20 protein-coding genes, 4 tRNA genes and 1 riboswitch are annotated in these 24419 nt (G+C 74.7%); of the genes, 13 read left to right on the top strand and 11 right to left on the bottom strand.

Features of this window, described 5'->3' with window-relative positions; genetic code table 11:
• The 4 genes from J1M38_RS00135 to pgsA form a co-directional block, all read left to right on the top strand.
• Window positions 1-812: OB-fold nucleic acid binding domain-containing protein (locus J1M38_RS00135; protein WP_241246356.1), on the top strand; the 812-nt coding region annotated here is incomplete at its 5' end.
• A gap of 109 nt (window positions 813-921) precedes the next feature.
• On the top strand, window positions 922-2940 hold the full coding sequence (gene thrS / locus J1M38_RS00130) for a threonine--tRNA ligase (protein ID WP_044659661.1): 2019 nt from the start codon (window positions 922-924) through the stop codon (window positions 2938-2940).
• Window positions 2937-3617, top strand: coding sequence for an HIT domain-containing protein (locus J1M38_RS00125; protein WP_070708841.1), 681 nt, complete (start codon window positions 2937-2939; stop codon window positions 3615-3617). The genes thrS and J1M38_RS00125 overlap by 4 nt, the downstream gene beginning before the upstream one ends.
• A complete protein-coding gene (pgsA, locus tag J1M38_RS00120; RefSeq protein ID WP_123244431.1) occupies window positions 3617-4228 on the top strand; it encodes a phosphatidylinositol phosphate synthase in 612 nt (203 codons plus the stop codon). The genes J1M38_RS00125 and pgsA overlap by 1 nt, the downstream gene beginning before the upstream one ends.
• A gap of 25 nt (window positions 4229-4253) precedes the next feature.
• On the opposite strand, the gene J1M38_RS00115 is transcribed toward pgsA, so the two are convergent.
• From J1M38_RS00115 to J1M38_RS00105, 3 genes are read right to left on the bottom strand one after another with little or no spacing between them, the layout of a single operon-like run.
• Window positions 4254-4772, bottom strand: coding sequence for an aminoacyl-tRNA deacylase (locus J1M38_RS00115; RefSeq protein WP_069941367.1), 519 nt, complete (start codon window positions 4770-4772; stop codon window positions 4254-4256).
• A 7-nt stretch (window positions 4773-4779) separates the two neighbouring features.
• Entirely contained in the window at window positions 4780-5238 is a 459-nt protein-coding gene (locus J1M38_RS00110; protein ID WP_070708839.1) for a SufE family protein, read from the bottom strand.
• Window positions 5239-5275: 37 nt separating this feature from the next.
• Window positions 5276-6169 (bottom strand): sulfurtransferase, encoded by an 894-nt coding sequence (locus J1M38_RS00105; protein WP_123244432.1) that lies wholly within the window; start codon window positions 6167-6169, stop codon window positions 5276-5278.
• A gap of 222 nt (window positions 6170-6391) precedes the next feature.
• Here J1M38_RS00105 and zapE point away from each other — a divergent pair, with 222 nt between their 5' ends.
• On the top strand, window positions 6392-7447 hold the full coding sequence (gene zapE / locus J1M38_RS00100) for a cell division protein ZapE (protein WP_036340820.1): 1056 nt from the start codon (window positions 6392-6394) through the stop codon (window positions 7445-7447).
• Between the two features lie 75 nt (window positions 7448-7522).
• On the opposite strand, the gene J1M38_RS00095 is transcribed toward zapE, so the two are convergent.
• From J1M38_RS00095 to J1M38_RS00080, 4 genes are read right to left on the bottom strand one after another with little or no spacing between them, the layout of a single operon-like run.
• A complete protein-coding gene (locus tag J1M38_RS00095) occupies window positions 7523-10228 on the bottom strand; it encodes a GNAT family N-acetyltransferase (RefSeq protein ID WP_113914430.1) in 2706 nt (901 codons plus the stop codon).
• Complete coding sequence (locus tag J1M38_RS00090; protein ID WP_206501138.1) at window positions 10225-12687, bottom strand: GNAT family N-acetyltransferase; 2463 nt, start codon at window positions 12685-12687, stop codon at window positions 10225-10227. Before J1M38_RS00090 ends, J1M38_RS00095 begins: the two co-directional genes overlap by 4 nt.
• A 5-nt stretch (window positions 12688-12692) precedes the next feature.
• Window positions 12693-14018 carry a lysine N(6)-hydroxylase/L-ornithine N(5)-oxygenase family protein gene (locus J1M38_RS00085; protein WP_043279265.1) on the bottom strand — a complete coding sequence of 442 codons (1326 nt, stop codon included), beginning with the start codon at window positions 14016-14018 and terminating at the stop codon, window positions 12693-12695.
• A complete protein-coding gene (locus tag J1M38_RS00080; protein WP_070708689.1) occupies window positions 14015-15610 on the bottom strand; it encodes a pyridoxal-dependent decarboxylase in 1596 nt (531 codons plus the stop codon). Before J1M38_RS00080 ends, J1M38_RS00085 begins: the two co-directional genes overlap by 4 nt.
• A 161-nt stretch (window positions 15611-15771) precedes the next feature.
• Here J1M38_RS00080 and J1M38_RS00075 point away from each other — a divergent pair, with 161 nt between their 5' ends.
• The gene (locus J1M38_RS00075; RefSeq protein WP_123244425.1) at window positions 15772-16662 is read left to right on the top strand and encodes a siderophore-interacting protein; all 891 of its coding nucleotides are present in this window, start codon (window positions 15772-15774) and stop codon (window positions 16660-16662) included.
• A 97-nt stretch (window positions 16663-16759) separates the two neighbouring features.
• Here the strand turns inward: J1M38_RS00075 and J1M38_RS00070 are convergent.
• The 4 genes from J1M38_RS00070 to J1M38_RS00055 form a co-directional block, all read right to left on the bottom strand.
• Window positions 16760-16836, bottom strand: a tRNA-Gly gene (locus J1M38_RS00070).
• Between the two features lie 28 nt (window positions 16837-16864).
• Window positions 16865-16936: transfer RNA gene (locus J1M38_RS00065), tRNA-Val, on the bottom strand.
• 58 nt (window positions 16937-16994) lie between these two features.
• A tRNA-Cys gene (locus J1M38_RS00060) sits at window positions 16995-17065 on the bottom strand.
• An 18-nt stretch (window positions 17066-17083) separates the two neighbouring features.
• Window positions 17084-17157: transfer RNA gene (locus J1M38_RS00055), tRNA-Gly, on the bottom strand.
• Between the two features lie 158 nt (window positions 17158-17315).
• Between J1M38_RS00055 and J1M38_RS00050 the strand changes: the two genes are divergently transcribed.
• The 7 genes from J1M38_RS00050 to ribD all read left to right on the top strand — a co-directional run.
• A complete protein-coding gene (locus J1M38_RS00050; protein ID WP_123244426.1) occupies window positions 17316-18302 on the top strand; it encodes a cytochrome in 987 nt (328 codons plus the stop codon).
• Window positions 18299-18883, top strand: a complete 585-nt coding sequence (def, locus tag J1M38_RS00045; RefSeq protein ID WP_063189634.1) for a peptide deformylase — start codon at window positions 18299-18301, stop codon at window positions 18881-18883. The genes J1M38_RS00050 and def overlap by 4 nt, the downstream gene beginning before the upstream one ends.
• Before the next feature lie 34 nt (window positions 18884-18917).
• A complete protein-coding gene (locus J1M38_RS00040) occupies window positions 18918-20000 on the top strand; it encodes a methionyl-tRNA formyltransferase (protein ID WP_206501141.1) in 1083 nt (360 codons plus the stop codon).
• Window positions 19997-21628 carry an RsmB/NOP family class I SAM-dependent RNA methyltransferase gene (locus J1M38_RS00035; RefSeq protein ID WP_123244428.1) on the top strand — a complete coding sequence of 544 codons (1632 nt, stop codon included), beginning with the start codon at window positions 19997-19999 and terminating at the stop codon, window positions 21626-21628. Before J1M38_RS00040 ends, J1M38_RS00035 begins: the two co-directional genes overlap by 4 nt.
• Window positions 21629-21644: 16 nt before the next feature.
• The gene (gene rpe / locus J1M38_RS00030; protein WP_122054291.1) at window positions 21645-22316 is read left to right on the top strand and encodes a ribulose-phosphate 3-epimerase; all 672 of its coding nucleotides are present in this window, start codon (window positions 21645-21647) and stop codon (window positions 22314-22316) included.
• A 94-nt stretch (window positions 22317-22410) separates the two neighbouring features.
• A riboswitch (FMN riboswitch) is annotated at window positions 22411-22555 on the top strand.
• A gap of 82 nt (window positions 22556-22637) precedes the next feature.
• Window positions 22638-23342, top strand: a complete 705-nt coding sequence (pnuC, locus tag J1M38_RS00025; RefSeq protein WP_063189642.1) for a nicotinamide riboside transporter PnuC — start codon at window positions 22638-22640, stop codon at window positions 23340-23342.
• Window positions 23339-24419, top strand: a 1081-nt coding sequence (gene ribD / locus J1M38_RS00020; RefSeq protein ID WP_206501137.1) for a bifunctional diaminohydroxyphosphoribosylaminopyrimidine deaminase/5-amino-6-(5-phosphoribosylamino)uracil reductase RibD, incomplete at its 3' end; no start/stop codon positions are given. The genes pnuC and ribD, both read left to right, overlap by 4 nt.

The following is a 24419-nucleotide window of genomic DNA, read 5'->3' as shown; positions in this document are numbered from 1 at the left end:
CCCCCGGCCGCACCGCCCCGCGCTCGCGGTCCGCCCGTCCGCGGCAGGTGGAGGGCCAGCTGGCCCTGGACCTGCCGGACACCGAGCTCACCGCCCTCGCCCCGCTCTTCCCTGACCCGGGCCCGGCCGCCCGGGTCCGCACCGAGCTGGAGCTCACCGCCCTGGACGTCACCGCCCACCTCATGGACTCCCACGCCCCGTACCTGGACGCGCTCGGCGTCACCCGGGCGAAGGACCTGCTCGGGCTGCGCACGCAGTCCCGGGTGCTCGTGGCCGGGGTGCGCGTGGCCACCCAGACCCCGCCCATGCGCAGCGGCAAGCGGGTGGTGTTCCTCTCCGTGGACGACGGCACCGGCTGCGTGGACGCCTCCTTCTTCACCGAGGCCCAGCACGCCTCCGGGGAGATGCTCTTCTCCGCCCGCCTCCTGCTGATCGAGGGCACCGTCCGGCGCACCGGCGACCGGGCCGTGTCCGTCCAGGCCGTGCGCGCCTGGGACCTGCACCGGCCCGAGACGCTCCCGGACCCCGACTACCTGGACGCCACCCGGCAGCAGTGGCGGGACTGGCTCGCGGCGGACCGCCGAGCCGCCGCCGCGCGCCGCAGCGGCCGGGCGGGCACCGGAGCGCAGCCCCTGCCGGACATCCCGCACCACGGCACGGGCGGCTGGCCCGTGAAGGTGCGCACCGACGTCGGGCCGGCCGGCGGGGCCCGCCCCGGCCGCACGGCACCGGGTCGGCCCGCGCCGGAGCACCCCCCGATCCCGGTGCCCCACCCGGAGACGTGGGAGCTGCTGCCCACCCCGGACAGATGAGACCGTCCGCCTCCGTGCCCCGCCGTCCGGCCGCACCCCTAGAATGGGACGCGGCCGACGGTGGCCCCCGTACGCCACCGATCCCGAAGCCAGACCTCGAAGGAGCACCGTGTCGGAGCCGAAGAACATCCTGCTGACCGTGGACGGAGAGCTGCGGGAGGTGACGCACGGCACCACCGGCCTCGACCTCTTCCGCGAGAAGCCGACCACCGCCGTCATGCGGGTGGACGGCCTGCTCTGGGACCTGGCCCGGGAGATCCCCGCCGGCGCGTCCGTCGAAGCGGTGGACATCACGGAGCCCGAGGGCCTCGAGGTGCTGCGGCACTCCACCGCCCACGTGATGGCCCAGGCCGTGCAGCAGCTGCGCCCGGGCGCCAAGCTCGGCATCGGCCCGTACATCACGGACGGCTTCTACTTCGACTTCGACGTCGACGAGCCCTTCACCCCCGAGGACCTCAAGCAGATCTCCTCGCTCATGCAGAAGATCGTGAAGTCCGGCCAGACCTTCCGCCGCCGCGTCGTGGACGAGGAGACCGCCCGCGCCGAGATGGCGGACGAGCCCTACAAGCTCGAGCTGCTCGGCAAGAAGGATGCCGCGGACACCGCCGGCGAGGGCGCCTCCGTGGAGGTCGGGGCCGGGGAGATCACCATCTACGACAACGTGGACCGCAAGACCGGCGACGCCGTGTGGTGCGACCTCTGCCGCGGCCCGCACCTGCCCTCCACCAAGCTCATCGGCAACGGCTTCGCGCTCACCCGCTCCGCCGCCGCCTACTGGCTCGGCAACGAGAAGAACAAGCAGCTGCAGCGCATCTACGGCACCGCGTGGGCCAGCAAGGACGACCTCAAGGCCTACCAGGAGCGCCTCGCCGAGGCCGAGCGCCGCGACCACCGCAAGCTCGGCGCCGAGCTGGATCTCTTCTCCTTCCCGGACGAGCTCGGCTCCGGCCTGCCCGTGTTCCACCCGCGCGGCGGCATCATCCGCAAGGAGATGGAGGACTACTCCCGTCGGCGCCACACCGAGGCCGGCTACGAGTTCGTCTACACCCCGCACATCACCAAGCAGCACCTCTACGAGGTGTCCGGCCACCTCGACTGGTACGCGGACGGCATGTTCCCGCCCATGCACATCGACGAGGTCCGTGATCCCGAGACCGGCGAGATCACGCGCCAGGGGCAGAACTACTACCTCAAGCCGATGAACTGCCCCATGCACAACCTGATCTACCGCTCCCGCGGCCGGTCCTACCGTGAGCTGCCGCTGCGGCTGTTCGAGTTCGGCTCCGTGTACCGGTACGAGAAGTCCGGCGTGGTCCACGGGCTCACGCGCGTGCGCGGCATGACCCAGGACGACGCCCACATCTACTGCACCCGCGAGCAGATGAAGGAGGAGCTGACCACCACGCTCAACTTCGTTCTCGACCTGCTCAAGGACTACGGCCTCAACGACTTCTACCTCGAGCTCTCCACGAAGGACCCGGAGAAGTTCGTCGGCTCCGACGAGATCTGGGAGGAGGCCACCCGCACCCTCGCCGAGGTCGCGGAGGCCTCCGGTCTGCAGCTCGTCCCGGATCCGGGCGGCGCCGCGTTCTACGGCCCGAAGATCTCGGTCCAGGCCCGGGACGCCATCGGCCGCACCTGGCAGATGTCCACCATCCAGCTGGACTTCAACCTACCCGAGCGCTTCGACCTCGAGTACCAGGCCGCCGACGGCACCCGTCAGCGCCCCGTGATGATCCACCGCGCCCTCTTCGGCTCCATCGAGCGCTTCCTGGGCGTCCTCACCGAGCACTACGCCGGCGCGTTCCCGGCCTGGCTCGCCCCGGAGCAGGTCGTGGCCATCCCGGTGGCCGAGGCATTCAACGACTACCTGGACGACGTCGTCGCGAAGCTGCGCGCCGAGGGGATCCGGGCGCGCCTGGACGACTCCTCGGACCGCTTCCCGAAGAAGATCCGCACCGCGGCCAAGGAGAAGGCGCCGTTCGTGCTGATCGCCGGCGGCGAGGACAGGGAGGCGAACGCCGTGTCCTTCCGCTTCCGCGACGGCACCCAGGACAACGGCGTGCCGGTGGAGGAGGCGATCGAACGCATCGTGAAGGCGGTGCGCGAGCGCGAGGTCACCCCATGACCAGCCCCGGCACCGGCGGATCCGACGCGCGGGCGCAGGCCCGCGCGTCGGCGGACGCCGCCGCCACGGACGGCTTCGAGCTGCCCGGCGCCCCGGACGCCTTCGAGCGGTTCTGGAACGCCCACCGCATGGCGTACGTGTCCAAGGGGACGGGCCAGGTCAAGGACGAGCACACCTGCCCGTTCTGTGCGGCCCCGCAGCGCGACGATGAGGACTCCCTCATCGTCCACCGCGGCCGCACCGCCTATGTGGTGCTGAACCTGTACCCGTACAACCCCGGCCACCTGCTCGTCTGTCCCTACCGCCACGTGCCCCTGTACACGGACACCACCACGGAGGAGGCCGCCGAGATGGCGGAGCTGACCCAGACGGCGATGCTCGCCCTCGGCCAGGCCGCCGGCGCGTCCGGCTACAACCTCGGCATGAACCAGGGGGCGGTGGCCGGCGCCGGGATCGCGGCCCATCTGCACCAGCACGTGGTGCCCCGGTGGACCGGCGACGGCAACTTCCTGCCGATCATCGCCCGGACCAAGAACATGTCGCAGACCCTGGGGGAGACCCGGCAGATCCTCGCGGACGTCTGGGACCGGGCCGCCCGGGACCACGCCGCGCGCCAGGCGGCCAACGCCCGTGCCGCGGCCGAGCATCCTCGCCCGGGGGCCGGAGACTCCGCCTGATGCTGGACCGTCACGCGCGCGGCGTCACCACCCGCCTGTTCACCCCGGTGGCCCGTGCGCTCCTGCGGGCCGGGGTCAGTCCGGACACCGTGACGGTCGTCGGCACACTCGGCGTGAGCCTGGGCGCGCTCGTGCTCTTCCCCCTGGGGCACCTGTTCTGGGGCACGCTCTTCATCACCGCGTTCGTGTTCTCGGACCTGGTGGACGGGATCATGGCGCGCGAGGCCGGGTCCACCGGCCGCTGGGGCGCGTTCCTCGACTCCACCCTGGACCGCGTGCAGGACGCGGCCGTGTTCCTCGGGCTGTGCCTGTGGGGCTTCGGCGTCGGCGCCGCACCCGCGGTCGGCGCGCTCTCCGGGGCCTGCCTCGCCCTGGGCATGCTCGTCTCCTACGTGCGTGCCAAGGCGGAGGCCCTCGGCTGGGACGCGCACGTGGGCATCGCCGAGCGCGCCGAACGGCTCGTGGCCACCCTCGTGGTCGCCGGCCTCACCGGCCTCGGTCTGCCCCCGGTCGTCCTGGCCGTCACCTTGGGGCTGCTCGCCGCAGCCTCCCTGGTCACCGTCGGCCAGCGCATGGCTGTGGTGCGCCGCCAGGCGCGCGACGACGCCTGACCGGCCCGGCCGCAGGACCCGCCCGTCAGTCCGCCGCGATCTCCGCGACGACGGCGCCCGTCACCTGCACGAGGTCGGCGGGCGCGATCTCCACATCCAGGCCGCGTTGCCCGCCGGAGACGTACATGAGCTCCGCGTCGAGAGCGGAGGAGTCCAGGACGACGGGGTGGGGCCGGCGCTGGCCCAGGGGCGAGACGCCGCCCCGCACGTAGCCGGTCCGGCGTTCGACGACCGCCAGATCGGCCAGGGCGAGCCGCTTGACGCCCAGCACCGCGGCGGCGGCCCGCAGGTCCAGCTGACCGGACACGGGCACCACGCATGCGGCGAGCGCGCCGTCGGGGTCCGCCACCATCAGCGTCTTGAACAGTCGGTCGGCGGGCACGCTGAGCGCCCGGGCGACCTGGACGCCGAACCGCTCGCCGCCGGCGTCGAGGGCCACGTCGAAGGTGTGCAGCCGGTACGGGACCCCGGCGGCCTCGAGTGCGGCGACGGCCGGCGTGGCCGCCCCGTGCCGGGCGCCGCGATCCTTCTTGCGCTGGCCCACGGCGGACTCAGGCGATCCCGGCCTGCTCGCGCACGTTGCGCTTGATGCGGCCGAGCATGGCGGACATGCCGCGCAGCCGCAGGGGGGTGAGGGCCTTGGCCAGACCGAGGCGGGTGGGGATGTCCTCGGGCACGTCCAGGACCTCGAGGGCGCTCAGCCCGTCCAGGCCCTGGGTGAGCACGGAGGCGAAGCCGCGCGTGGTGGGCGCCTCCGGGGGAGCGGTGATGAAGAGGCGGACCGGGGCCTGCGGGCCGGGCTCACCCCCGAGCTCGACGGCCAGGAACAGCGGGGTCTGACACTCCACGACCTGCTCCATCTCGGCCTCGTGGCCGTCGTAGCGTTCCGGCAGCGCCGGCAGCTCGTCCGAGAACTCCAGCAGCAGCTCGAGCTTCTCGGGATCGGGCACCCCGGCGAAGTCGTCGATGATCTCGGCCAGGGCGGCGGGCACGGCGTGGTTCTCGGTCATGGTGTCCCAGTCTAGTGATCCACGCCGTGCCGGGGGCTTAGCGCGCGGGGGCCTCGCCCGGCTCTTCGCCGACGGCGATGGGCAGGCGCACGGCGTTGCCCCACTCGGTCCAGGAGCCGTCGTAGTTGCGGACGTCCTCGTGGCCGAGCAGGTACTTGAGCACGAACCACGTGTGGGAGGACCGCTCGCCGATGCGGCAGTAGGCGATCACGTCGTCGCCCTCCTGCAGGCCGGCGCCGGTGCGGTAGACCTGCTCCAGCTCGGCGCGGGACTTGAAGGTGCCGTCCTCGTTGGCCGCGGACGCCCACGGCACGGACGCCGCCGTGGGGATGTGGCCGCCGCGCAGGGTGCCCTCCTGCGGGTAGCCGGCCATGTGCGTGGTCTCGCCCGTGTACTCGGGACGGGAGCGGACGTCGATCAGCGGGGTGGTCCCGATGGCCTTGAGGACGTCCTCGCGGGCGGCGCGCTCGGTGTGGTCGTCGCGCTCGATCACCGGGTACTCGGCGCGGGCCACGGTCGGAACCTCGCGGGTGGTCTCGCGTCCTTCCGCGATCCACTTGTCACGGCCGCCGTCCATCAGGCGCAGGTCCTCATGGCCGTAGAGGGTGAACACCCACAGGGCGTAGGCGGCCCACCAGTTGGACTTGTCGCCGTAGAACACCACGGTGGTGTCCCGGGAGATCCCCTTGGAGGCGGCGAACTCGGCGAAGGCCTCGGGGCCGACGAAGTCGCGGGTGACGGGGTCGTTGAGCTCGGTGTGCCAGTCGACGCGCTGGGCGCCGGGGATGTGGCCGGTGGAGTAGAGGAGAGCGTCCTCGTTGGACTCGAGGACCACGACGTCCTCGTCGCCGACATGGTCGGCGACCCACTGCGTGGACACCAGCTTCTCGGGGTGGGCGTACTCGGAGAACTTCGCGGCGGTATCGGTCATGGCACTGCCTTCCTTCGCGTCGGGCGGGCCCGCACGGGCCCGGGGCGGGCGGCACGACGACGGCGGGTTCCGTGTCCGTGCCCTGCGCGACAGATTACGGCACATCGGTGTCACGTAAGAGGGTAGGGGCCCCTCAGTCCGGGACACGCGAGGTCACATGGGTCGGGTCCGCGGCCCGATAGCATGGCCCGGAATCCCCGTCGTCGACCCTGGGAGTGTCCCGTGGCTCAGATCGTCCACCTCGCCGACCGTTCGCCGCAGGTCACCCCGGACCAGCTGCTGGCCGGCTTCCACCCGTCGTACCGCTTCGGCACGGTGTCCTTCGACACCTACATCCCGGACCCCGCGCACCCCTCGCAGGCACAGGCCGTGGAGCGGCTGCGCCGGTTCGCGGCAGACCTCGGCCGGGGCGGTTCGGGCGGCGGGTTCCTCGGCGGCCTGTTCGGCGGGAAGAAGCGGGCGGCAGGGCCGGCCGGCATCTACCTCGACGGCGGCTTCGGCGTCGGCAAGACCCACCTGCTGGCCTCGACGTGGCACGCGGCCCCCGGGCCCAAGGCGTTCGGCACGTTCGTGGAGTACACCAACCTCGTGGGCGCCCTGTCCTTCCGCAAGGCGGTGGACGAGCTCAAGGAGTACACCCTCGTGTGCATCGACGAGTTCGAGCTCGACGACCCGGGGGACACCGTGCTGATGTCCCGCCTCATGCGCGAGCTGGCCGACGCCGGCGTGCGCCTGGTGGCGACCTCCAACACCCTGCCGGGCTCGCTCGGCGAGGGGCGCTTCGCGGCGCAGGACTTCAAGCGCGAGATCCAGGTCCTGGCCGACCAGTTCGAGGTCATCCGCGTGGACGGCGAGGACTACCGCCACCGCGGCCTCTCCGCCGCCCCGTCGCCGCTGGACGACGCCGCCGTCGAGGCCACCGCCCAGGAGAACTTCCCCGACGCGGGTGTGCTCGCCGTGGACGACTTCGCGGACCTCACCGCGATGCTCTCCCGCGTGCATCCCTCCCGCTACCGCGAGCTCGTCAAGGACGTGGACGTGCTCGCCCTCCACGACGTGCACACCATCACGGAGCAGGCCACGGCCCTGCGCTTCGTGGTGTTCGCGGATCGCCTGTACGACAAGGACGTGCCCGTCCTCGCCTCCGGTGTGCCCTTCGACGCCCTGTTCACGCAGGAGATGATGCACGGCGGCTACATGAAAAAGTACTTCCGCACGGTCTCCCGCATGACCGCCCTGGTCCGGGAGGGCCAGACGGGCGTGGCCGAGCACAAGTGAGCCACCGCCCCTGACCGGCACGACGACGGCGCGCACCCGAGACGGGTGCGCGCCGTCGCCGTGTGCGGGGCAGGGTCAGTGCACGGCGCGGAAGCACAGCGCCGCCCGCTTGCCCGGCAGCTCGACCTCCCGGTCCACCGTGAAGCCCAGAGCCCGGGCGGTCTTCACGGCCCGCGTGTTGCGGACGTCCGGCTCGATCACGAGCCGACGCGTGCCGGGGCGTGCGCCCAACCAGTCCACAATGCTCCGGTAGGCCGTGGCGCGGGCGCGCCCCTGCAGGCCGCCGGGGGCGGTGATGAAATGGAATCCGAGGTCCCCGTCCCGCACCTCGTAGGCGCCGCCGACCTCCTCCGCGCGAGGGTCGTAGGTCTGCACGAGGGCCACGAGGGTCCCGCCGTGCCACACGAGGTGGTTCGCGTGGGTGGGCTGGAACTCGAGGAAGTCGTAGACCTCCTCGACGTCCTGCACGCTGTGCCCGCGCATCCCGTAGAACTCCGCCCGCGGCTCCGTGACGAGTGCGTGGATCAGCGGGGCGTCCAGGGCCGGGCGGACGCGCGTCATGGTCAGGCCCAACGCCCCGACGCCGACCTCGGCCACGATGCGTCCCGGAGGGGCCCCGCCGGGGACGGAGCGGGCGGGTGCGACGCCGCTGCCGGCGGACGGGGGGACGGGACCGGACGGCACGGGCAGCAGGCGGCCGGCGGCCCACGCGTCCAGCTGATCCGTCACGTGCCCGCCTCCGAGACTGGAGGCGCCGAACGGGACGACCCACCGGCTGCGGGTGCGGTCGCCGAGGTCGAACACGACCCGGGCCACTGGCCCGCGGTGGGTGCCGACGGCCAGGCCGGGGGCGTGCGAGGTGGCGCAGACCGCGTCCGCGGTGCCGCCCACCCGGACGGACCCGATCGTGTCGAGCACGTCGGCGAGCCCCGGCACATCCGGCCCGCCGGGATGCTCGTGCGTGAACAGGAACGGGGTCAGGGCATGCGCCGCACCCCACGTCCGAGCCGTGTCGTCGGGGCCCGGCGGCTCAGCGGCGTCGCCGACGGCGGCGACGGCGGCCCGCACGAGGTCCCTCGTCGACGCTGCGACCCCCAGGGCCGCGCGCAGCGGCTCCGGCCCGCGCTCGGCGAGCGCCGCGCCGACCCATGCGGCGGCGTCGCCCCACGGTGCCCACGGGCCGCCGAGCAGGGCCCGCGAGGCGGGCGGCAGGTGCGCGATCAGGGCGGCGGCCACCTCGTGCTCCACGAGGAGCCACCAGCGGGCCGCGGCCGATCCGGCGGCGGCGTCGCCGGCCCACGCCGGGACGGACTCCGCGGCCAGCACGCCGTCCGCGACGAGCGCGTCGACGGCGTCGGCGAGCCAGGCCCGCGGCGCGCCCGGGGTCCGGGTGTCCGTCTGCAGGGCGGCCATCGCGTCCACGGTCCGCTCCTGCGGTGCCAGCGCCTCGAGGGCCTCCCGGATGCGGCGGGACCGCCACGGCGCGCACGCGTCCACGGTGAGGCAGGCGGTGTCCGGGTGGGGCTCGTTGGCCGCCACCACGACGTCGTCCGCCGCGGCCGGCGCGGGCCAGCGCACCCAGCGCTGATCGAGGGACCCGTCGGCGGAGCCCCGGCCCAGCGCGGAGGCCCGCGCCGCACCCCAGGCCGAGCGTCGATCCCGGCGCCGCACGGCCCCGGCGTGCCGGGTGAGCACCGTCCGCCGGTCCGCGACGATCACGCGATTGACCGGCTCGACGTGCCCGTCCAGCACCGCGCAGGCCTCCGCGGCGCTCGCGGCCGTGAGCAGCCGGCGCGCGCTCGGCAGGCCGGTGTCGGCGCGGTCCCAGGCGGGGAACCGCATGCTCACCGGGCCGGCGCCGGGCACGTCCACGAGCCGCCCGCGCGGGGTGTGGGCCACCCGCAAGTCCACGGGGTCGCCGCCGCGCACGTGCACCCGCTCGGTCCGGGCGTCGAGGACCTCCGGCCCCTCGGGGGCGTCCTCGAGGACCATCTCGAGCGAGGACACCATCGCCGAGGTCGTCACCCACGCGACGTGCTCGGACTGCCCCACATGCGGGACGCCCGGCACACCGGGGAAGGCCAGGCCGACGACGTCGACGCGGTCCCGGGGACGCTCGGCCTCCACCACGAGGCGCACCTGCTGGTAGACGCCGGGCAGCTCGAGCAGCCGGTGCGGGTCGGCGGCCACGAGCGGAGCGCCCTCGGCGCCGACGCGCACCGCCCAGGCGTTCGAGCCGTCCGCGTCGGGGCGCGGCGAGATCAGCGCCGCGGCGAGCGCGGGGAAGCGCTCGGCCAGCAGGGTGCGGAACAGGGCGGCCGGCGCGTTGGTCAGCCAGACGTTGTAGCCCAGGTGCAGGGCGAGCGCCGTGTGCGGGTCGAACGGCAGCGGCTTCACCCCGTGGGCGGCGAACTCGGGCGCGCGCCGGGCCCCGGCGTCCAGCCCCGCGTTCACGCCGTCGGCGAACCGGGTGAACCAGGCCCGGTCCTCCGCGTCGTCGAGGGCGTTGAACGCCTGGCGGGCCGCGCCGTCCAGGTCCATCTGCCGGGCGGCGACGTCGTTCGCCACCGCCGGCGGGCCGAACACCTCGGCGCTCATGCCGGTGACCCGGCGGTGCTCGCAGTCGACCTGCCAGGCCCGCTCCGTCGCCACGTGCCACCCCTGGAGGTAGGCCAGCTCGGGCAGGGACGCGGCCACGAGCGTCGGCACGCCGTGCGCGTCCCGGTGGCAACGGCCCGCCACGTCACCCGTCGCCGTCCCGGTCCACGCGTCCGCGCTCATGCCGCGGCGTCCTGCCGGAGCTCCGCCAGCGCGCGGCGCAGCGGCGCGGCCACCGGGTTGGCCAGGCGACCGGCGTAGAGCAGCGAGCCCGACGGGTCCGTCAGGTCCACCATCTGCGTGGCGTTCCGCAGCTGCAACCGGTTCAGGCACGAGTGCGCGAAGTCCTCCGCGTCCAGGCCGAGGCGCTCCACATCCGCGAGCCCCAGGGCCGTGTACTCGGCGAGGACCCGCCCCACCACGGCGTAGAACTCCTCCGCCGGCAGCAGGGCGTCCGCGTCCATCACGTCGGCCAGATGGCGCAGCACGCCGTCCAGCATGTCCGTGAAGAAGGAGAGGGAGAGGTCCTCGTCGGTGAGGTCGATGCGGATGCGCCGGGTCTGCTCCGTGAGCGGGACGCCGTCCGCGCCGACCACCACCTCCTCCCCGATGTCCTTGAGGAAGGCGCCGGTGACCCGTCCCTCCCGCAGGCGGAGCACGATGTTCTCCCCGTGGGGCATGAACACGGTCGAGTAGGCGGCGGCCAGATGCACCAGCGGGGTCACGTAGGCCGTCACCACCCCGTGCAGCCACTGCGCCGCCGTCAGCCCCGAGCGCTCCACGAGCGCCCCCGCCACGGAGCGGCCCCCGCCGTCCCGGTGCAGCAGCGCCGCCATGGTCATGACCCGCTCGCCCTCCGCCAGGCGCGGCAGCGGACTCTCCCGCCACAGGGCGGCGAGCATCTTCGTGTGAGGACCCTTCGAGCCCACGGCATGGAAGGCGTCCCCGGTGTACCCGGCCGAGGCGTACTCCCGCAGCACCCCGAAGCCCCACCTCGCGAGCAGGGGGTCGGAGTCCACGAGGTCGGCCACCACCGCGTTGATCGCCGGGGTGACGGACATGTACGCGGGGGAGAGGCCGCGCACGAACCCCATGTTCTGCACGGACAACGCCGTCTTCAGCTGCGGGGCGTGCGGGTCGCTCGCGTTGAACAGGGTGCGCACCGCCTGCATGGCCGTGAACGCGTCCGGGTCTTCGCCCACGTGCACCAGCCGCCCCGCGGCGAGGTCGGGGGCGAACGCCACCTGGATCCGGTGCTCCCACTGCCACGGGTGCACCGGGATCAGCGTGTACGCCTCCGGATCGACGTCGAGCGCCGCCGCCCGCTCCGCCCACAGGCCCGCCACCGCCTCGGTGATCGGCGGGGGCGGCGCCGGCACGGCGGCGCCCGCGCTCGCGGTCTTGGGCCAGGTCCACCGTCCCCCGAGCTCGGAGGGGAACGCGAGCCACACCGGGTGCAGCGCCCGCCCGCCCTCGGGGGCGAACATCGCGTACTCCGTGGCCCCCCAGCCGATGCGGCCGTTGGTGGCCACGAAGCCCGGGTGTCCCTCGCTCATGGCGGCCTCCACCGCCGTGTAGTCCGCGTCCACCAGGTCGGCGGCGGACGGGCGCTCGCCGGCCAGGGTGTGGCACCGGGCGGCGAAGGTGGAGGCGAGCTCCTCGAGATAGACGTCCAGCGCCTCGCCGGCCAGCCCGAGCACCTCGGCCGCGTCGAGGACGAAGCGGTCGACGGCCACCGCGTCCGGATCCCCGGCACGGCACACCGAGTCCGGATCCACGCCGAGGTGCTCGAGCGGGAGGGCACGCGCGGTGAACGTCCACCGCACCCCGCCCAGGGTGAGCGTGTAGGCGTGGCGGCCGGCGTCGTCGACCCGCTCGCCGCGCACCGGCGTCAGGAGCCGCTCATGGGTGAACTCGCGGATCGCCTTGGCGACGAGCAGCCGGTGGGCGTGCCGGGCGGTCGGCGCCGTCAGCGCGTCCAGGCGGGACGGGGAGGACGGGGGGACGGGGGTCATGCGGACACCGAGGAGGAGCGGGGGCTCGGGGAGGGTGAGGTCCAGCCCGGCGGCGAGGACGCCGATCCGGCTGGCAGTGAAGGACTCGGGCGTGGCGATCGAGAGCATCGCCGTCTTGGATCCCAGCGCCACGGGACCGAGCTCCGTGAACCCGGCGGCCAGGTTCTTCGCCCGGATGGCGGCGTTGCGCTCGTCCGGCTCGACGACGACGCGCCGCGCCCCCGGCTGGGCCAGGCACCAGCGCACCACCGCGGCCATCACCAGGTCCGTGGTCCCGGGCACCGGGGTGTCCGTCGGGGCGACGAGCACGTGCAGGCCGACGTCGCCCGGCGCGCCCGCATACCGTCCGGCCAGCTCCGAGTGGGCCGGGTCGTAGACCTCCACCAGGAAGGTCGCAGTCCCGTCCACGAGCCCCACGTGCGCGTGGTGGTGCGGGTGCGCGGCGATCGCCTCGTACTCGGCCACGACGTCGGCCAGACCCGCCTCCGTCATCTCCCAGTACACGGCGTGCGGGGACGTCACCCACCGGTGCAGCAGCGGATGGTCCTGCGCGCCCACGGGACGGAGCTCCACACGACGGGCCGCGCTCGCGGCCGCACCGTCCACGGTGGTCTGCGGCGGCGTCACGGCGCTCACCGGACGCCCGCCGCGACGGCACCGAAGTCCTGGAACGCGATCGACTCGGCCTGCGCGTAGACCTCACGGCCGGCGATCGTGCTGAGGATGCGGCCGCTGTGCTCCGCCGCCATGCCCAGGTCCGGGCCGGTGAGCCCCAGGGGCTGTTCGGCGGTGTTGTGCACGAAGATCCGGCGGCCGCTCACGTCGATCGCGTGGTCCGCGTTCGCCGTCGTCCGACCGTCCTCCGCGCGCAGCAGGTGCCGCACCGGCTCCAGGAACGGATGGTCCGGGTGGCGGTAGCCCGTGCCCGCGACGACACGGTCCACCACGTGCCGCCCGGTCACCCCGGTCTCCTCGTCGCGCAGGGTGACCTCCACCCGGGGCGCACCCGGGCCCGCGACCAGGCGGGCGTCCGCCACCGACGTGCCCGGCCACAGCCGGGCCGGGTCCAGCGGACCCACCTGGCGCTCGTACAGCGCGTGGTAGACGTCCTCGATCGTGTACTCGCTGATCCCCTTGTACAGGGACCGGTGGGATGCGTTGATCTCATCCCGCCGCGCCCGGGGCAGAGTGGCGAAGTGCCGCTCATAGTCCAGCGAGGTCAGCTCGAGCGTGAGCTGGCCGACCTCCATGCCGAAGAACCGGGGTGAGCGCGTGACCCACGTGAGGTCCGGGTGGCCCGCGTTCAGCAGGTCCAGGGCGCACTCCGCCGCCGACTGGCCGCTGCCCACTACCAGGACCGACCCGGCCCCGGCGATGTCCTCGCGACGGCCCATGTACTCACCCGTGTGCACCACGGGGGACGCGCCGACCCGGGCCGACTCCTCCGCGACGCGCGCGAGCGGCGCGGGCAGGGACGGCACCGTGCCCGTGCCCACCACCACGTGGTCGGCCCGGTGCGTGCTGGTCCCGGCCGCGGAGGCCGCCTCCACCACGAACTCGTCCGCCTGATCGTCCCACCGCACCGCCGTCACCGTGGTCGCGTAGGCGATGCCGGGCAGCTGGGCTGCCACCCACGCGCAGTAGTCCGAGAACTCCCGCCGCAGCGGGTACCAGGAGCCCCGGATGTAGAAGCGGTGCAGCCGGCCCATCGCCTTGAGATACGCCAGGAACGAGTACGGGGAGGTCGGGTCCGCGAACGTCACCAGGTCCGCGAGGAACGGCACCTGGATCTGCGCGCCCGGCAGCATCATGCCCGGGTGCCACACGAACGCGTCGCGGCTCTCCACCACCTCCACCTCGACGTCGGGCAGCGGGTGGGCCAGCGCGGCCAGGCTCAGGTTGAACGGGCCCAGCCCGATCGCGAGCACGCGGCGGGGGGACGTGGACGCCGGGCTCATGCGCACACCTGCTCTCCGTGCTCGTCCACGCGCGCCGCGGACGGACGTGGCCCCGCCGAAGCGGGGAGCGTGCAGGACACGGCGACCGACGGGCCATGCGGACGGGTCCGCGCCACCCCGCGACACCGATGACGGCTCGCCCGCACCGCGTCGACGTGCCGCAGCGCCGCCTCCTCCACGACGTCGACCAGCTCCTCCAGCTCGCCCGAGGTGACCGCGGGGTTCAGGATCGTGAACTTCAGATGGGGCACCCCGTCCACCACTGTCGTCGCGATCAGCGCGCGCCCGCCGGCCACCAGCTCCCGGTGCGTCGCCGCCTGCACCGCCGTGCACTCCTCCTCCGACAGTCCCTCGGCCCGCACCCGGAACAGCACTGTCACCAGCGTCGGATCCTCCAGCACCGCGAACGTCGGCCGGGCCCGCAGGATCCCGCACGCCTGCCGCGTGCGTTCGCGCGCCCCCGCGAACAGGGACACCACCGCCTCGGCCCCATGCTCACGCAGCGTCAGCCACAGCTTGAGCGAGTCGAACCGGCGGCTCGTCTGCAAGGACCGATCCGCCAGGTTCGGATGGACGCTGTCCTCCGGGTTCAGGTAGTCCGCATGCACCGTCACATGGCGCAGGCTCTCGGCGTCCCGCACCACCAGCGCGCTGCAGGCCAGCCCCACGTAGAACGTCTTGTGGAAGTCCATCGTCACCGAGTCCGCACGGTGCAGCCCCGGCAGCTCGTGGCGCGTCGCCGCGCTCGCGGCGAGGATCCCGCCCACGGCCGCGTCCGCATGGACCCACATCCCGTGGCGTTCGGCGACGTCGGCGATGGCCGGCAGCGGGTCGATGGCGCCGCGGTCGGTGGTCCCCAGCGTCGCGACGACGGCCATCGGCACGGCACCGGCGGCCACCTCACGTTCGACCGCCTCGGCCAGGGCCCCGGGGTCCAGACGCCCGGCGGCGTCGGTGGGGACGACGACCACGGCGTGGCGACCCAGCCCGAGCAGGCCGGCTGCCTTGGCGATGCTGTAGTGCGTGGCGGCGCTGACGAAGACGCGCAGCGAGCCGAGCACCTCGGCGGGCAGGTCGGCGAGCCCGGCGTGGCCGGTGAGGCGCTGCACGGCGCGGCCGCGGGCCAGCGTCATGGCCTGCAGGTTGGAGGCCGACCCTCCGGAGGTGAAGACGCCGTCGCCCGCGGCGAACCCGCACCAGCGTCCGACCTCGGCCAGGAGCCGCTGCTCCATGAGCGCCGCGGAGCGGGCCTGGTCCCAGGACTCGACCGCCGTGTTGAGCGCCCCGAGCACGGTGTCCGCTGCGGTGCTGGAGAGCAGGACCGGGCAGTTGAGGTGAGCGGCATAGCGCGGGTGGTGGTAGGCGGTGGTCTGGTGGGCGTAGAGCTCCGCGACCTCGGCGAGGGCGTCGTCGAGGCTGCCCGTCGGCTGCGAGAAGTCGACGGCGCCGACGGCGTCGGCCAGGTGCGTCGACGGGGTGTCCGGGTGGACCCCCGCGCGGTCGTAGGCGGTGTCGACGGCCACCCGGGCCGCCCTGCCGGTGGCGTCGAGGTAGGCGGCGGGATCGCCGAGTCCGAACAGGCGAGGGAGCATGGGAGGGCCTTCCGTGAGGGGGTCGTCGGCTCCGGGCGGCGTGCGCCACGGACGTCCCGCACAGTAGGAAAGCCTTACCTAAGAAAGCAAATACGCAACAATGACGTGACGTATTCAAAGGGAGGACTCCAGCAAAGGTGAGGCTCACCTATGCTGACCGGATGACGAGCTCCTCCGTCCTCCCCCCGCCTGCCGCCCGTCCCTCGCGTGTCGAGGCCCTGCAGATGAAGGCCTACCGCGGGCTCGCGGCCCTCGGCCAGGCGATGCCCGTTGACCGCGACGAGTATCCGCAGTGGACCATGACGGTCCGCGCCACGTGGCTGCTCGCCCCCCGGCTGCGTCGTCTCACGTTCGCCGCGGAGGAGTTCCGCACGTTCACCCCGCAGGGCTGCGACGAGTACTTCGGGCTGCTCACCCCGCCCCCGGGGCGGGCGCTCGTGATGCCCGATCCCGCGGCGCTCAATGCGCGGCGAGCGGTCGGGCGGATCCCCGAGGACGTGCGGCCGGATCTGCGGTGGTACACGGTCGCCGAGCACCGGCCCTCCGTCGGTGAGATCGACGTCGACGTCGTCGTGCACGACCATGCGGGCCCCGCCGGCACGTGGGCGCGCACCGCACGTCCGGGCGACGTCGCCGGCTTCCGCACCGGGACGGGCGCCTATCGTCTGCCGGCGGCGGGGGAGTCGCACCTCGTGGTGGGGGACGAGACCGCAGTCCCGAGCATCGCCGCCGCCCTCGCCGCGCAGCGTCGCACGCCGCACGGGGGCCGGATGGACGTCGTCCTGGAGGTGCCCGGCCGTGACCACGTCCCCGCCCTCGAGGTCCCGGAGGGCGCCACGCTCACGGTCCTGCACCGCGGAGACGCCGTGCCGGGCGCCCTGCTCACGCCGCACCTCGAGGACCTCCCCGCCGCGCCCCGCGACCACGTGTGGACGTGCGGCGAGCAGTCGCTCGCGACGGCGGCGCGGCGGGTGATCGTCCGCCGCGGCATCGCACCGAAGCGCGCGATCATGTTCAGCGGCTACTGGCGGGTGGACGGCCCGCGGCTCTGATCCCGTCCGACGGTCGGCGTCCGTGCTCCGAGCACGAGGCCGACCGCACGCCCCGGAACGACGAAGGGCCCCTCCGCCAGGAGGGGCCCTTCGTGTGTGGAGCGGATGACGAGATTCGAACTCGCGACCTCCACCTTGGCAAGGTGGCGCTCTAGCCAACTGAGCTACATCCGCCTGAGTCGATCCTCACGGATCGTCTCCGTGCGCGATACTGGGTTCGAACCAGTGACCTCTTCCGTGTCAGGGAAGCGCGCTACCGCTGCGCCAATCGCGCTCGTCCACCTCCGAGGAGGTGGTGAACATGCCGCCACTCCCGGTCGGAGAAGCCTGCGAGGTCGGGACGGGATTCGAACCCGCGTATACGGCTTTGCAGGCCGCTGCCTCGCCTCTCGGCCACCCGACCAGGGGTGAAGGTTGAGCGAGCGGATGACGAGATTCGAACTCGCGACCTCCACCTTGGCAAGGTGGCGCTCTAGCCAACTGAGCTACATCCGCGTGTCGGTGCCGCCGGGATCCGCTCGTCCGAGCCGCTCACCTGCGTTTTCCAACGAGAAAGAACTCTAGGCCATCTCCGCCCGGATGCAAAATCGGCGTCGGCAGGCGTGTCGGGCCACCCCGTCGGGGGTCCGCGGACCCTGCCAGAATGGCTGACCATGACCCAGCCACGCCTCGCGCATCAGACCCCCCACGGACGCATGTACGCGCGCTCCCTCTCGGGCCTGCCCGAGGTCCCGTCCATCACCACCGTGATCGGCATGGAGAAGACGGACCTGGACGGCTGGGTCGGGTGGATGGCGGCCCAGTCCGTGACCCAGGATCCGCGCCTGGCGGAATCCGTGGGCTCCGCGGCGCGCCTGAAGCAGGTGGCCCGCCAGTCCGCCGACGCCGCCGCCCGCTACCGGGACGCCGCGGCCGAGCGCGGGGACCGCGTGCACGACTACGCCGAGCAGGTGGCCCAGCGCGCCCTCGGCCGCCCCCACACCATGGCGGAGGCCCGGGCCCGGCTGATCGAGCACGGCGAGGGCGCCTACGCGGACCGCTTCGACGAGTGGTGGGACCTCTACGACGTCCGGCCGATCGCGGCCGAGATCACCGTCTGGAACCACACGGTGGGCTACGCGGGCACGCTGGACCTCGTCGCCCGAATCGGCGGCCGGCTGTGCCTGATCGACTACAAGACGAAGGGCACGGGGCGGGACGGACGGGTCAAGGCGCTCGACCCCAAGGTGGTCATGCAGTTGACCGCCGGCCTGAAGGCGGAGGAGTCCCTCGTGGATCCCGAGGCCGGCACCTGGGAGGAGTGGCGGCACGGGCAGGCCGAGATGCTGCTCGGCGTCGCCCTGGGGGAGACCGAGGTCGCCGTGCACCAGGCCAACCCGGGCGTGCTGCCCCGCCACTGGCACAAGTTCTGGGCCCTGCGCCAGCTCTGGAAGCACGCGCAGGCCGTGGACGACGCCGGCCCCGCGCTCCGTGTCATCGGCCCGCCTCCGCCGTCGGTCCCGGTGTCGGCGGCCACCGGTCTGCAGGCCGTGCGCGCCGCGGCGTTCGGCGGCGGCTCCCACGCCGCCCCGGCCGTGGCGCCCGACGGGTCGTCGTCGCGCCCGGCGTCTGCCGAGGGCGGCGATAGGGTGACGGCGTGACCGTCCTGCCCGTCCGCACCATCCCCGACCCCGTCCTGCGCACCGCCGCGTCGCCCGTGCCCGCGGGTGCGGACGTGCGCGCCCTCGTGGCGGACATGATCGAGACGATGCACGCCGTCGGGGGCGTGGGCCTGGCCGCGCCCCAGGTGGGCGTGGGTCTGCGGGTCTTCGTGTTCGACGTCGCCGGCGTCGCCGGGCACGTGGTCAATCCCGTGCTCGAGACCGCCGGGCAGGCGCTGCGGGAGCCGGGCGAGGGGTGTCTGTCCGTGCCCGGGCTGCGCTACCACCCGGCGCGCGCCGCGGAGGCCGTCGTCCGCGGCACCGACGTGGACGGGAACCCGGTGGAGCACCGGGGGACCGGCCTGCTCGCCCGCTGCCTCCAGCACGAGACCGACCACCTCGACGGGATCCTCTACGTCGACCGCCTCGACGGCGAGGAACGCCGTGAGGCCCGCCGCCGCATGCGCGCCGGCGAGGTGGACCGCGCCGCTCGTCGCATCGGGGCCGCGCGCGCGGCCGCCGTCAGCTCGGTCTTCGGCGCCCCCGCCGTCCCCGCCGCCGGAACAGGAGCCGCCCGATGACCGCCCCGACGCCCCTGCGCGTGCTCTACGCCCCCTGCGCGTGCTCTACGCCGGCACGCCCGAGACCGCCGTGCCCGTGCTGCGCGCCCTGCTCGACTCGCCCCACGAGGTCGTCGGCGTGCTCACCCGGCCGGACGCCCCGGTCGGGCGCCGGCGGGTGCTGACCCCGTCGCCGGTCGCGGTCGTGGCCGAGGAGGCCCGCCTGCCCGTGCTCAAGGCCGACCGACTCCGCGGACCCGAGGGCGCCGATGCCCTCCAGGCGATCCGCGCCCTCGAGGCGGACGTGGCCGTCGTCGTCGCCTACGGGGCGCTCGTGCCCGCCGAGGCCCTGCAGACCCCCCGCCACGGCTGGCTCAACCTGCACTTCTCCGCGCTGCCGGCCTACCGCGGCGCCGCCCCCGTCCAGCGCGCCGTGATGGCAGGGGAGACCGAGATCGCCGCCGACGTGTTCCAGCTCGAAGAGGGCCTGGACACCGGGCCCGTCTTCGCCCGGCTCACCCGCCCCGTCGCGGCCGACGAGACCGCCGGGGCCGTGCTCACCGACCTCGCCGAGCGCGGCGGCCCGCTCGTGATCGACGTGCTCGACCGCCTGGCGGACGGCACCGCGACCGCCACGCCCCAGCGCGGCGAACCCACCCACGCGCCGAAGCTCACGGCCGCAGACGGCCTGGTGGACCCCGCCCGCCCGGCGGCCGAGGTGGCCGCCCGGATCAACGGCGTCACCCCCGAGCCCGGCGCCTGGGGCTGGCTGACCGCCGACGACGGCGCCGCCCCGGCCCGTTTCAAGCTCGACGGCGTCGCCCCGGTCAGCGCCGGCGACGACGGCTGGCCCTCCGCCCTCGATGCCGCGGCTCCCGGGCAGATCCTGGTGGCCGCGAAGGCCGCCTGGCTGCGCACCGCCGGCGGGGCCGTCCGGCTCTCCCGAGTCCAGCCGGCGGGCAGGAAGCTGATGCCGGCCGCCGACTGGGCGCGCGGCGCCGCCGCCGGGGCCGCGCTGCTGGCCGGGGAGGCGCTCGCCCACCACGAAGAACAGGCCCGCCGGGAGGCCGCCGCCCGGGCCGCGGCACGCGAGGCCGCGCGGAACGCCACGGCACAGGACGAGGAGGCGCGCGCATGAGCCGCGAGAGACAGCCAGGACAGGGCCGGGGCGAGCGAGGGGCCCGCGGAGAACGCGGCCGCGCACCCCGGCCAGACCCCCAGGACCGCCGGGATGCGCAGGGGCGCACCCGCAACCGGGGTCGCTCCGGCGCCGGGCGGAAGTACTCGGCGCAGGCGCCGTCGCAGCGCTCCCGCACCGCCGACCCGGCGCGCCGCGTCGCGTTCGGGGTGGTCCGCTCCGTCCACGCCGAGGACGCGTACGCGAACCTGGTCCTCCCGGCGCGCATCCGCCAGGCCCGCCTCGACCGGCGCGACGCCGGCTTCGCCACCGAACTCGCCTACGGCACCCTGCGCGGGCTCGGCCTGTACGACGCGATCCTGACCCGCTGCGTGGACCGCCCGCTCGAGAAGATCGACCCACCCGTGCTCGACGCCCTGCGGCTCGGCGCCCACCAGCTGCTGGGCATGCGCGTGCCCGCCCACGCCGCCCTCGACGCCACCGTCTCCCTCGTGCGCGCCGAGATCGGGGCCGGCGCCTCCGGGTTTGTGAACGCGGTGCTGCGTCGGGTCGCCGAACGCCCCCTCGAGGAGTGGCTGGCCGACGTCGCCCCCGCCGACGGCGGCGACGCCGCCCTGGCCGTCCGCACCTCGCACCCGGTGTGGATCGTCCGCGCGCTGCGCCAGGCCCTGGCCGCTCACCGCGGCACCCGCCACATCGCCGACCGCGACGCCGAGCTGGCCGCCCTGCTCGAGGCGGACAACGCCCCGCCCGTGGTCAACCTCGTCGCCCTGCCCGTGGCCGGTGGGGCCGAGGCGCTCGCCGCGGCCCTCGACGACGGCGCCGAACCCGGGCCGCTGGCCCCGGACTCCGCCCTGCACTCCGGCGGCGACGCCGGCCGTCTGCCCGGGGTGCGCGAGGGCGTGCTCCGCGTCCAGGACGCCGGCTCCCAGCTCACCGCCCGCGCCCTGGCCCAGGCACCCGTCCCCGCGGCCGAGGGGCGGGCCGAGCGCTGGCTCGACCTGTGCGCCGGCCCCGGCGGCAAGGCGGCCCTGCTGGCCGCCCTCGCCGCCGAGCGGGGGGCGACGCTCGTGGCCAACGAGGTCGCCCCGCACCGCGCCGACCTCGTCCGGCAGGCACTCGCCGCCGTGCCCGCCGGCGCCTGGACCGTCCGGACCGGGGACGGCCGCACGATCGCCGACGCCCCCGAGGCGGCCCCGGCGTTCGACCGCGTCCTCGTGGACGCCCCCTGCACCGGCCTCGGTGCGCTGCGCCGCCGACCCGAGTCGCGCTGGCGCCGCACCCCGGCCGACCTCGCCGAGCTCACCGGCCTGCAGGCCGAGCTGCTCGACGCGGCGGTCGCCGTCCTGGCCCCCGGCGGGGTGCTCGCCTACGTGACCTGCTCCCCGCACGTCGCGGAGACCGTCGTCCAGGTCCAGGACCTCGTGCGCCGCCACCCCGAGCTGGAGCTGCTCGACGCCCGCACCGCCCTCGACGCCGTCGCGCTCGACGACCTGCGCCTGGACGAGGCCGAACCCGCCGGCGCGCCGGAGCCGGGAGACGTGGTCGCCCGCACGGCCCAGCTCTGGCCGCACCGGCACGGCACCGACGCCATGTTCCTGGCCCTGCTGCGCGCCCCCGGCGCCTGACCGAGAGGACCCGACCATGACTGCCCGCCCCCCGCGCCTGCACCCCTCGATCCTGTCCGCGGACTTCGCCCGCCTCGCCGACGACCTGGCCCGCATCCCCAGCGCGGACGCGGTGCACGTGGACGTCATGGACAACCACTTCGTCCCGAACCTCACCCTCGGCCTGCCCGTGGTCGAGGCGATCCGCCGCGCCACGGACCTGCCGCTGGACCTCCACCTGATGATCGAGGACGCCGACCGCTGGGCGCCCGGCTACGCGGAGGCGGGGGCCGAGTCCGTGACCTTCCACGCCGAGGCCTCGGCGGCGCCCGTCCGACTGGCCCGCGAGCTGCGCGCGGCCGGAGCGAAGGCCGGCATGGCGCTGCGGCCGGCGACCGCGGTCGAGCCCTACCTGGACATGCTCCCGGAGCTGGACATGCTCCTGCTGATGACCGTGGAGCCCGGCTTCGGGGGGCAGGCGTTCCTCGACGTCGTGCTGCCGAAGATCCGCCGGGCCCGCCGCGCCCTCGACGGCGGGCCCGCCCCGCTGGCCCTCCAGGTCGACGGCGGCGTGAACCGGGAGACCATCGAACGCGCGGCCGAGGCGGGGGCGGACGTGTTCGTGGCCGGCTCCGCGGTGTTCGGCGCCGCGGACCCCGACGCCGCGCTCGTCGGCCTGCGCACCGCCGCCGCCCGCGCCTGCCACTGAGCCCGGCGACGCGGTCGCCCGCCCGCCGCGCCGGACGTCGCCCGGCGTCGTCCGGCGCTCCCGGCCGGCCCGGCGTGCGATACTGCTGGACAGCAACGTGCTCCGAGATGCGGTGGAAGTCCGCACCGGCGGTGACAGCCCGCTAACCGCGCGGCCCGTCCTCATCCGAGGCGGTGCCGAGCGGCCTGACCGGTGGAATTCCGGTGCCGACCGTACAGTCGGGATGGGAGAGGCACGCGGCGGAGCCGTTCCGCGCCCTGCGCGGGAGGGCTGCGGAGCGCACCCCTCGGAGTCCCGATCCGAGGAGGTGGCGTCACGGTCATGGACTGGCTGGTGGACGCGTTCAACTGGACCATCCCGGTCGCCGGCGGCGGCCTGCTCATGCGCGAGGTGCTGGGCAACGTCTTCGGCCTCGCCTCCGCCCTGGGCGGCATGGCGCGCAGAGTCTGGGCCTGGCCCGTGGGCATCCTCGGCAACCTCATCCTGCTGACGGTCTTCCTCGCCTCCCTGTTCACGGGGGCCGATCACGCCACCCTGCTCGGCCAGGCCGGCCGACAGGTCATGTTCATCGCCGTCTCCGTCTACGGCTGGGCGCGCTGGCGTCGGGCCCGCCGGGGCCACGCCGAGGACGCTCCCGCCATCACCCCGGAGTGGGCCGGCTGGCGCGGGCGCGTGTTCCTCGTGACGGCCATGGCGGTCGGCACCGTCGCCCTCACCCCGGTGTTCCGCGCGCTGGGTTCGTGGGAGCCGGTGTGGGCGGATGCCTGGACGTTCGTGGGATCGCTGCTGGCGACCTACGGCATGGCGCGCGGCTGGGTGGAGTTCTGGCTGATCTGGGTGGCCGTGGACGTCGTCGGCGTGCCCCTGCTGTGGAGCACCGGCTACTACGCCTCGGCCGTGATGTACGCGTTCTACGGCGCCTTCACCCTGATCGGCTTCTTCGTGTGGCTGCGCGCCACAGACCGGGACAAGCCCGCCGTGGAGACGCTGCTGCCGGACGGCCCCGAGGGGGACGTCGCCCGATGAGCGCCGCCGAGACCCCGTCCGCCGACCCCATGGACCTCGCCGTCCGCGCCGCGCTGCGCGGTGTGCGCGGCGCCAACCCCCTCGTCGGGGCCGTCCTGACCGACGAGGCCGGCCGCGTCCTGGCCGTCGGCCACCACCGCGGACGGGGGACCGCCCACGCCGAGGTCGATGCCCTGACCCGCTGGCGGGCCGCCCGCGCCACGGATCCGGCCCTGGCCGCCCTCGACCCCGCCGGCCTGACGCTGCACGTCACCCTCGAGCCCTGCAACCACACCGGCAGCACCGGCCCCTGCTCGCAGGCCGTCCTGGACGCGGGGGTCGGCGCACTGCGCTACGCCGTCGCGGATCCCACCGGCCACGACGGCGGCGGCGCGGCCCGCCTCGCCGCGCACGGGGTGCGCGTCACCGGCCCCACCGGCGAGGTGGCCGCCCTCGCGCTCACCGCCCGCTGGCGCGAGGCCCGCGACGCAGGCCGCCCGTGGGTGACCGGACACCTCGCCCAGTCCCTCGACGGCCACGCCGCGGCCGCCGACGGCACGAGCCAGTGGATCACCGGCCCGGACTCCCGCGTCCACGCCCACGAGGTGCGCTCCCGCGTCGACGCCATCGTCGTCGGCACGGGGACCGTGCTGGCCGACGACCCTCGCCTCACCGCCCGTGACGCCGCCGGCGCCGAACTCGCGCACCAGCCCGTGCCCGTCGTCCAGGGTCACCGGCCCGTGCCCGACGGCGCCGCCCTGCGCGCTCACCCGGTCCTGCTGCACGTGCCGGACCACGACCCGCACGCCGTCCTCGCCGCGCTCGCCGCCCATCCCGGGCCCTGGCCCCACGGCCGCCGTGCCGAGCACGTGCTCATCGAGGGCGGGCCCCGCGTGCTCGGCGCGTGGCTGCGCGCCGGCCTCGTGGACGAGCTCATGGTCTACACCGCGCCCCTGCTGCTCGGCCCGGGCCGCGCCGCCGTCGCCGGCCTGGACGTCGCCACGCTGTCCGAGGGACCGCGCTGGCACCCCGACCCCGCGGAGGGCGGCCCCGCCCGGGCCCTCGGCGACGACGTCTGGACCCACCTGAGCCCGGTGC

This window comes from Micrococcus sp. KRD070, from assembly GCF_017168435.1.
GTDB lineage: Bacteria > Actinomycetota > Actinomycetes > Actinomycetales > Micrococcaceae > Micrococcus > Micrococcus luteus.
The sequence above is the reverse complement of the archived record's forward strand: the minus strand, read 5'-3'. Positions and strand labels throughout refer to the sequence as shown.

Bases quoted from the DNA above. Each gene is read 5' to 3' on its own strand.
- J1M38_RS00125 (WP_070708841.1), top strand. From the start codon at position 2,937: ATGACCAGCCCCGGCACCGGCGGATCCGACGCGCGGGCGCAGGCCCGC.
- pgsA (WP_123244431.1), top strand. From the start codon at position 3,617: ATGCTGGACCGTCACGCGCGCGGCGTCACCACCCGCCTGTTCACCCCG.
- J1M38_RS00110 (WP_070708839.1), bottom strand. From the start codon at position 5,238: ATGACCGAGAACCACGCCGTGCCCGCCGCCCTGGCCGAGATCATCGAC.
- J1M38_RS00105 (WP_123244432.1), bottom strand. From the start codon at position 6,169: ATGACCGATACCGCCGCGAAGTTCTCCGAGTACGCCCACCCCGAGAAG.
- J1M38_RS00095 (WP_113914430.1), bottom strand. From the start codon at position 10,228: ATGAGCGCGGACGCGTGGACCGGGACGGCGACGGGTGACGTGGCGGGC.
- J1M38_RS00085 (WP_043279265.1), bottom strand. From the start codon at position 14,018: ATGAGCCCGGCGTCCACGTCCCCCCGCCGCGTGCTCGCGATCGGGCTG.
- J1M38_RS00080 (WP_070708689.1), bottom strand. From the start codon at position 15,610: ATGCTCCCTCGCCTGTTCGGACTCGGCGATCCCGCCGCCTACCTCGAC.
- J1M38_RS00075 (WP_123244425.1), top strand. From the start codon at position 15,772: ATGACGAGCTCCTCCGTCCTCCCCCCGCCTGCCGCCCGTCCCTCGCGT.
- J1M38_RS00050 (WP_123244426.1), top strand. From the start codon at position 17,316: ATGACCCAGCCACGCCTCGCGCATCAGACCCCCCACGGACGCATGTAC.
- J1M38_RS00035 (WP_123244428.1), top strand. From the start codon at position 19,997: ATGAGCCGCGAGAGACAGCCAGGACAGGGCCGGGGCGAGCGAGGGGCC.
- rpe (WP_122054291.1), top strand. From the start codon at position 21,645: ATGACTGCCCGCCCCCCGCGCCTGCACCCCTCGATCCTGTCCGCGGAC.
- pnuC (WP_063189642.1), top strand. From the start codon at position 22,638: ATGGACTGGCTGGTGGACGCGTTCAACTGGACCATCCCGGTCGCCGGC.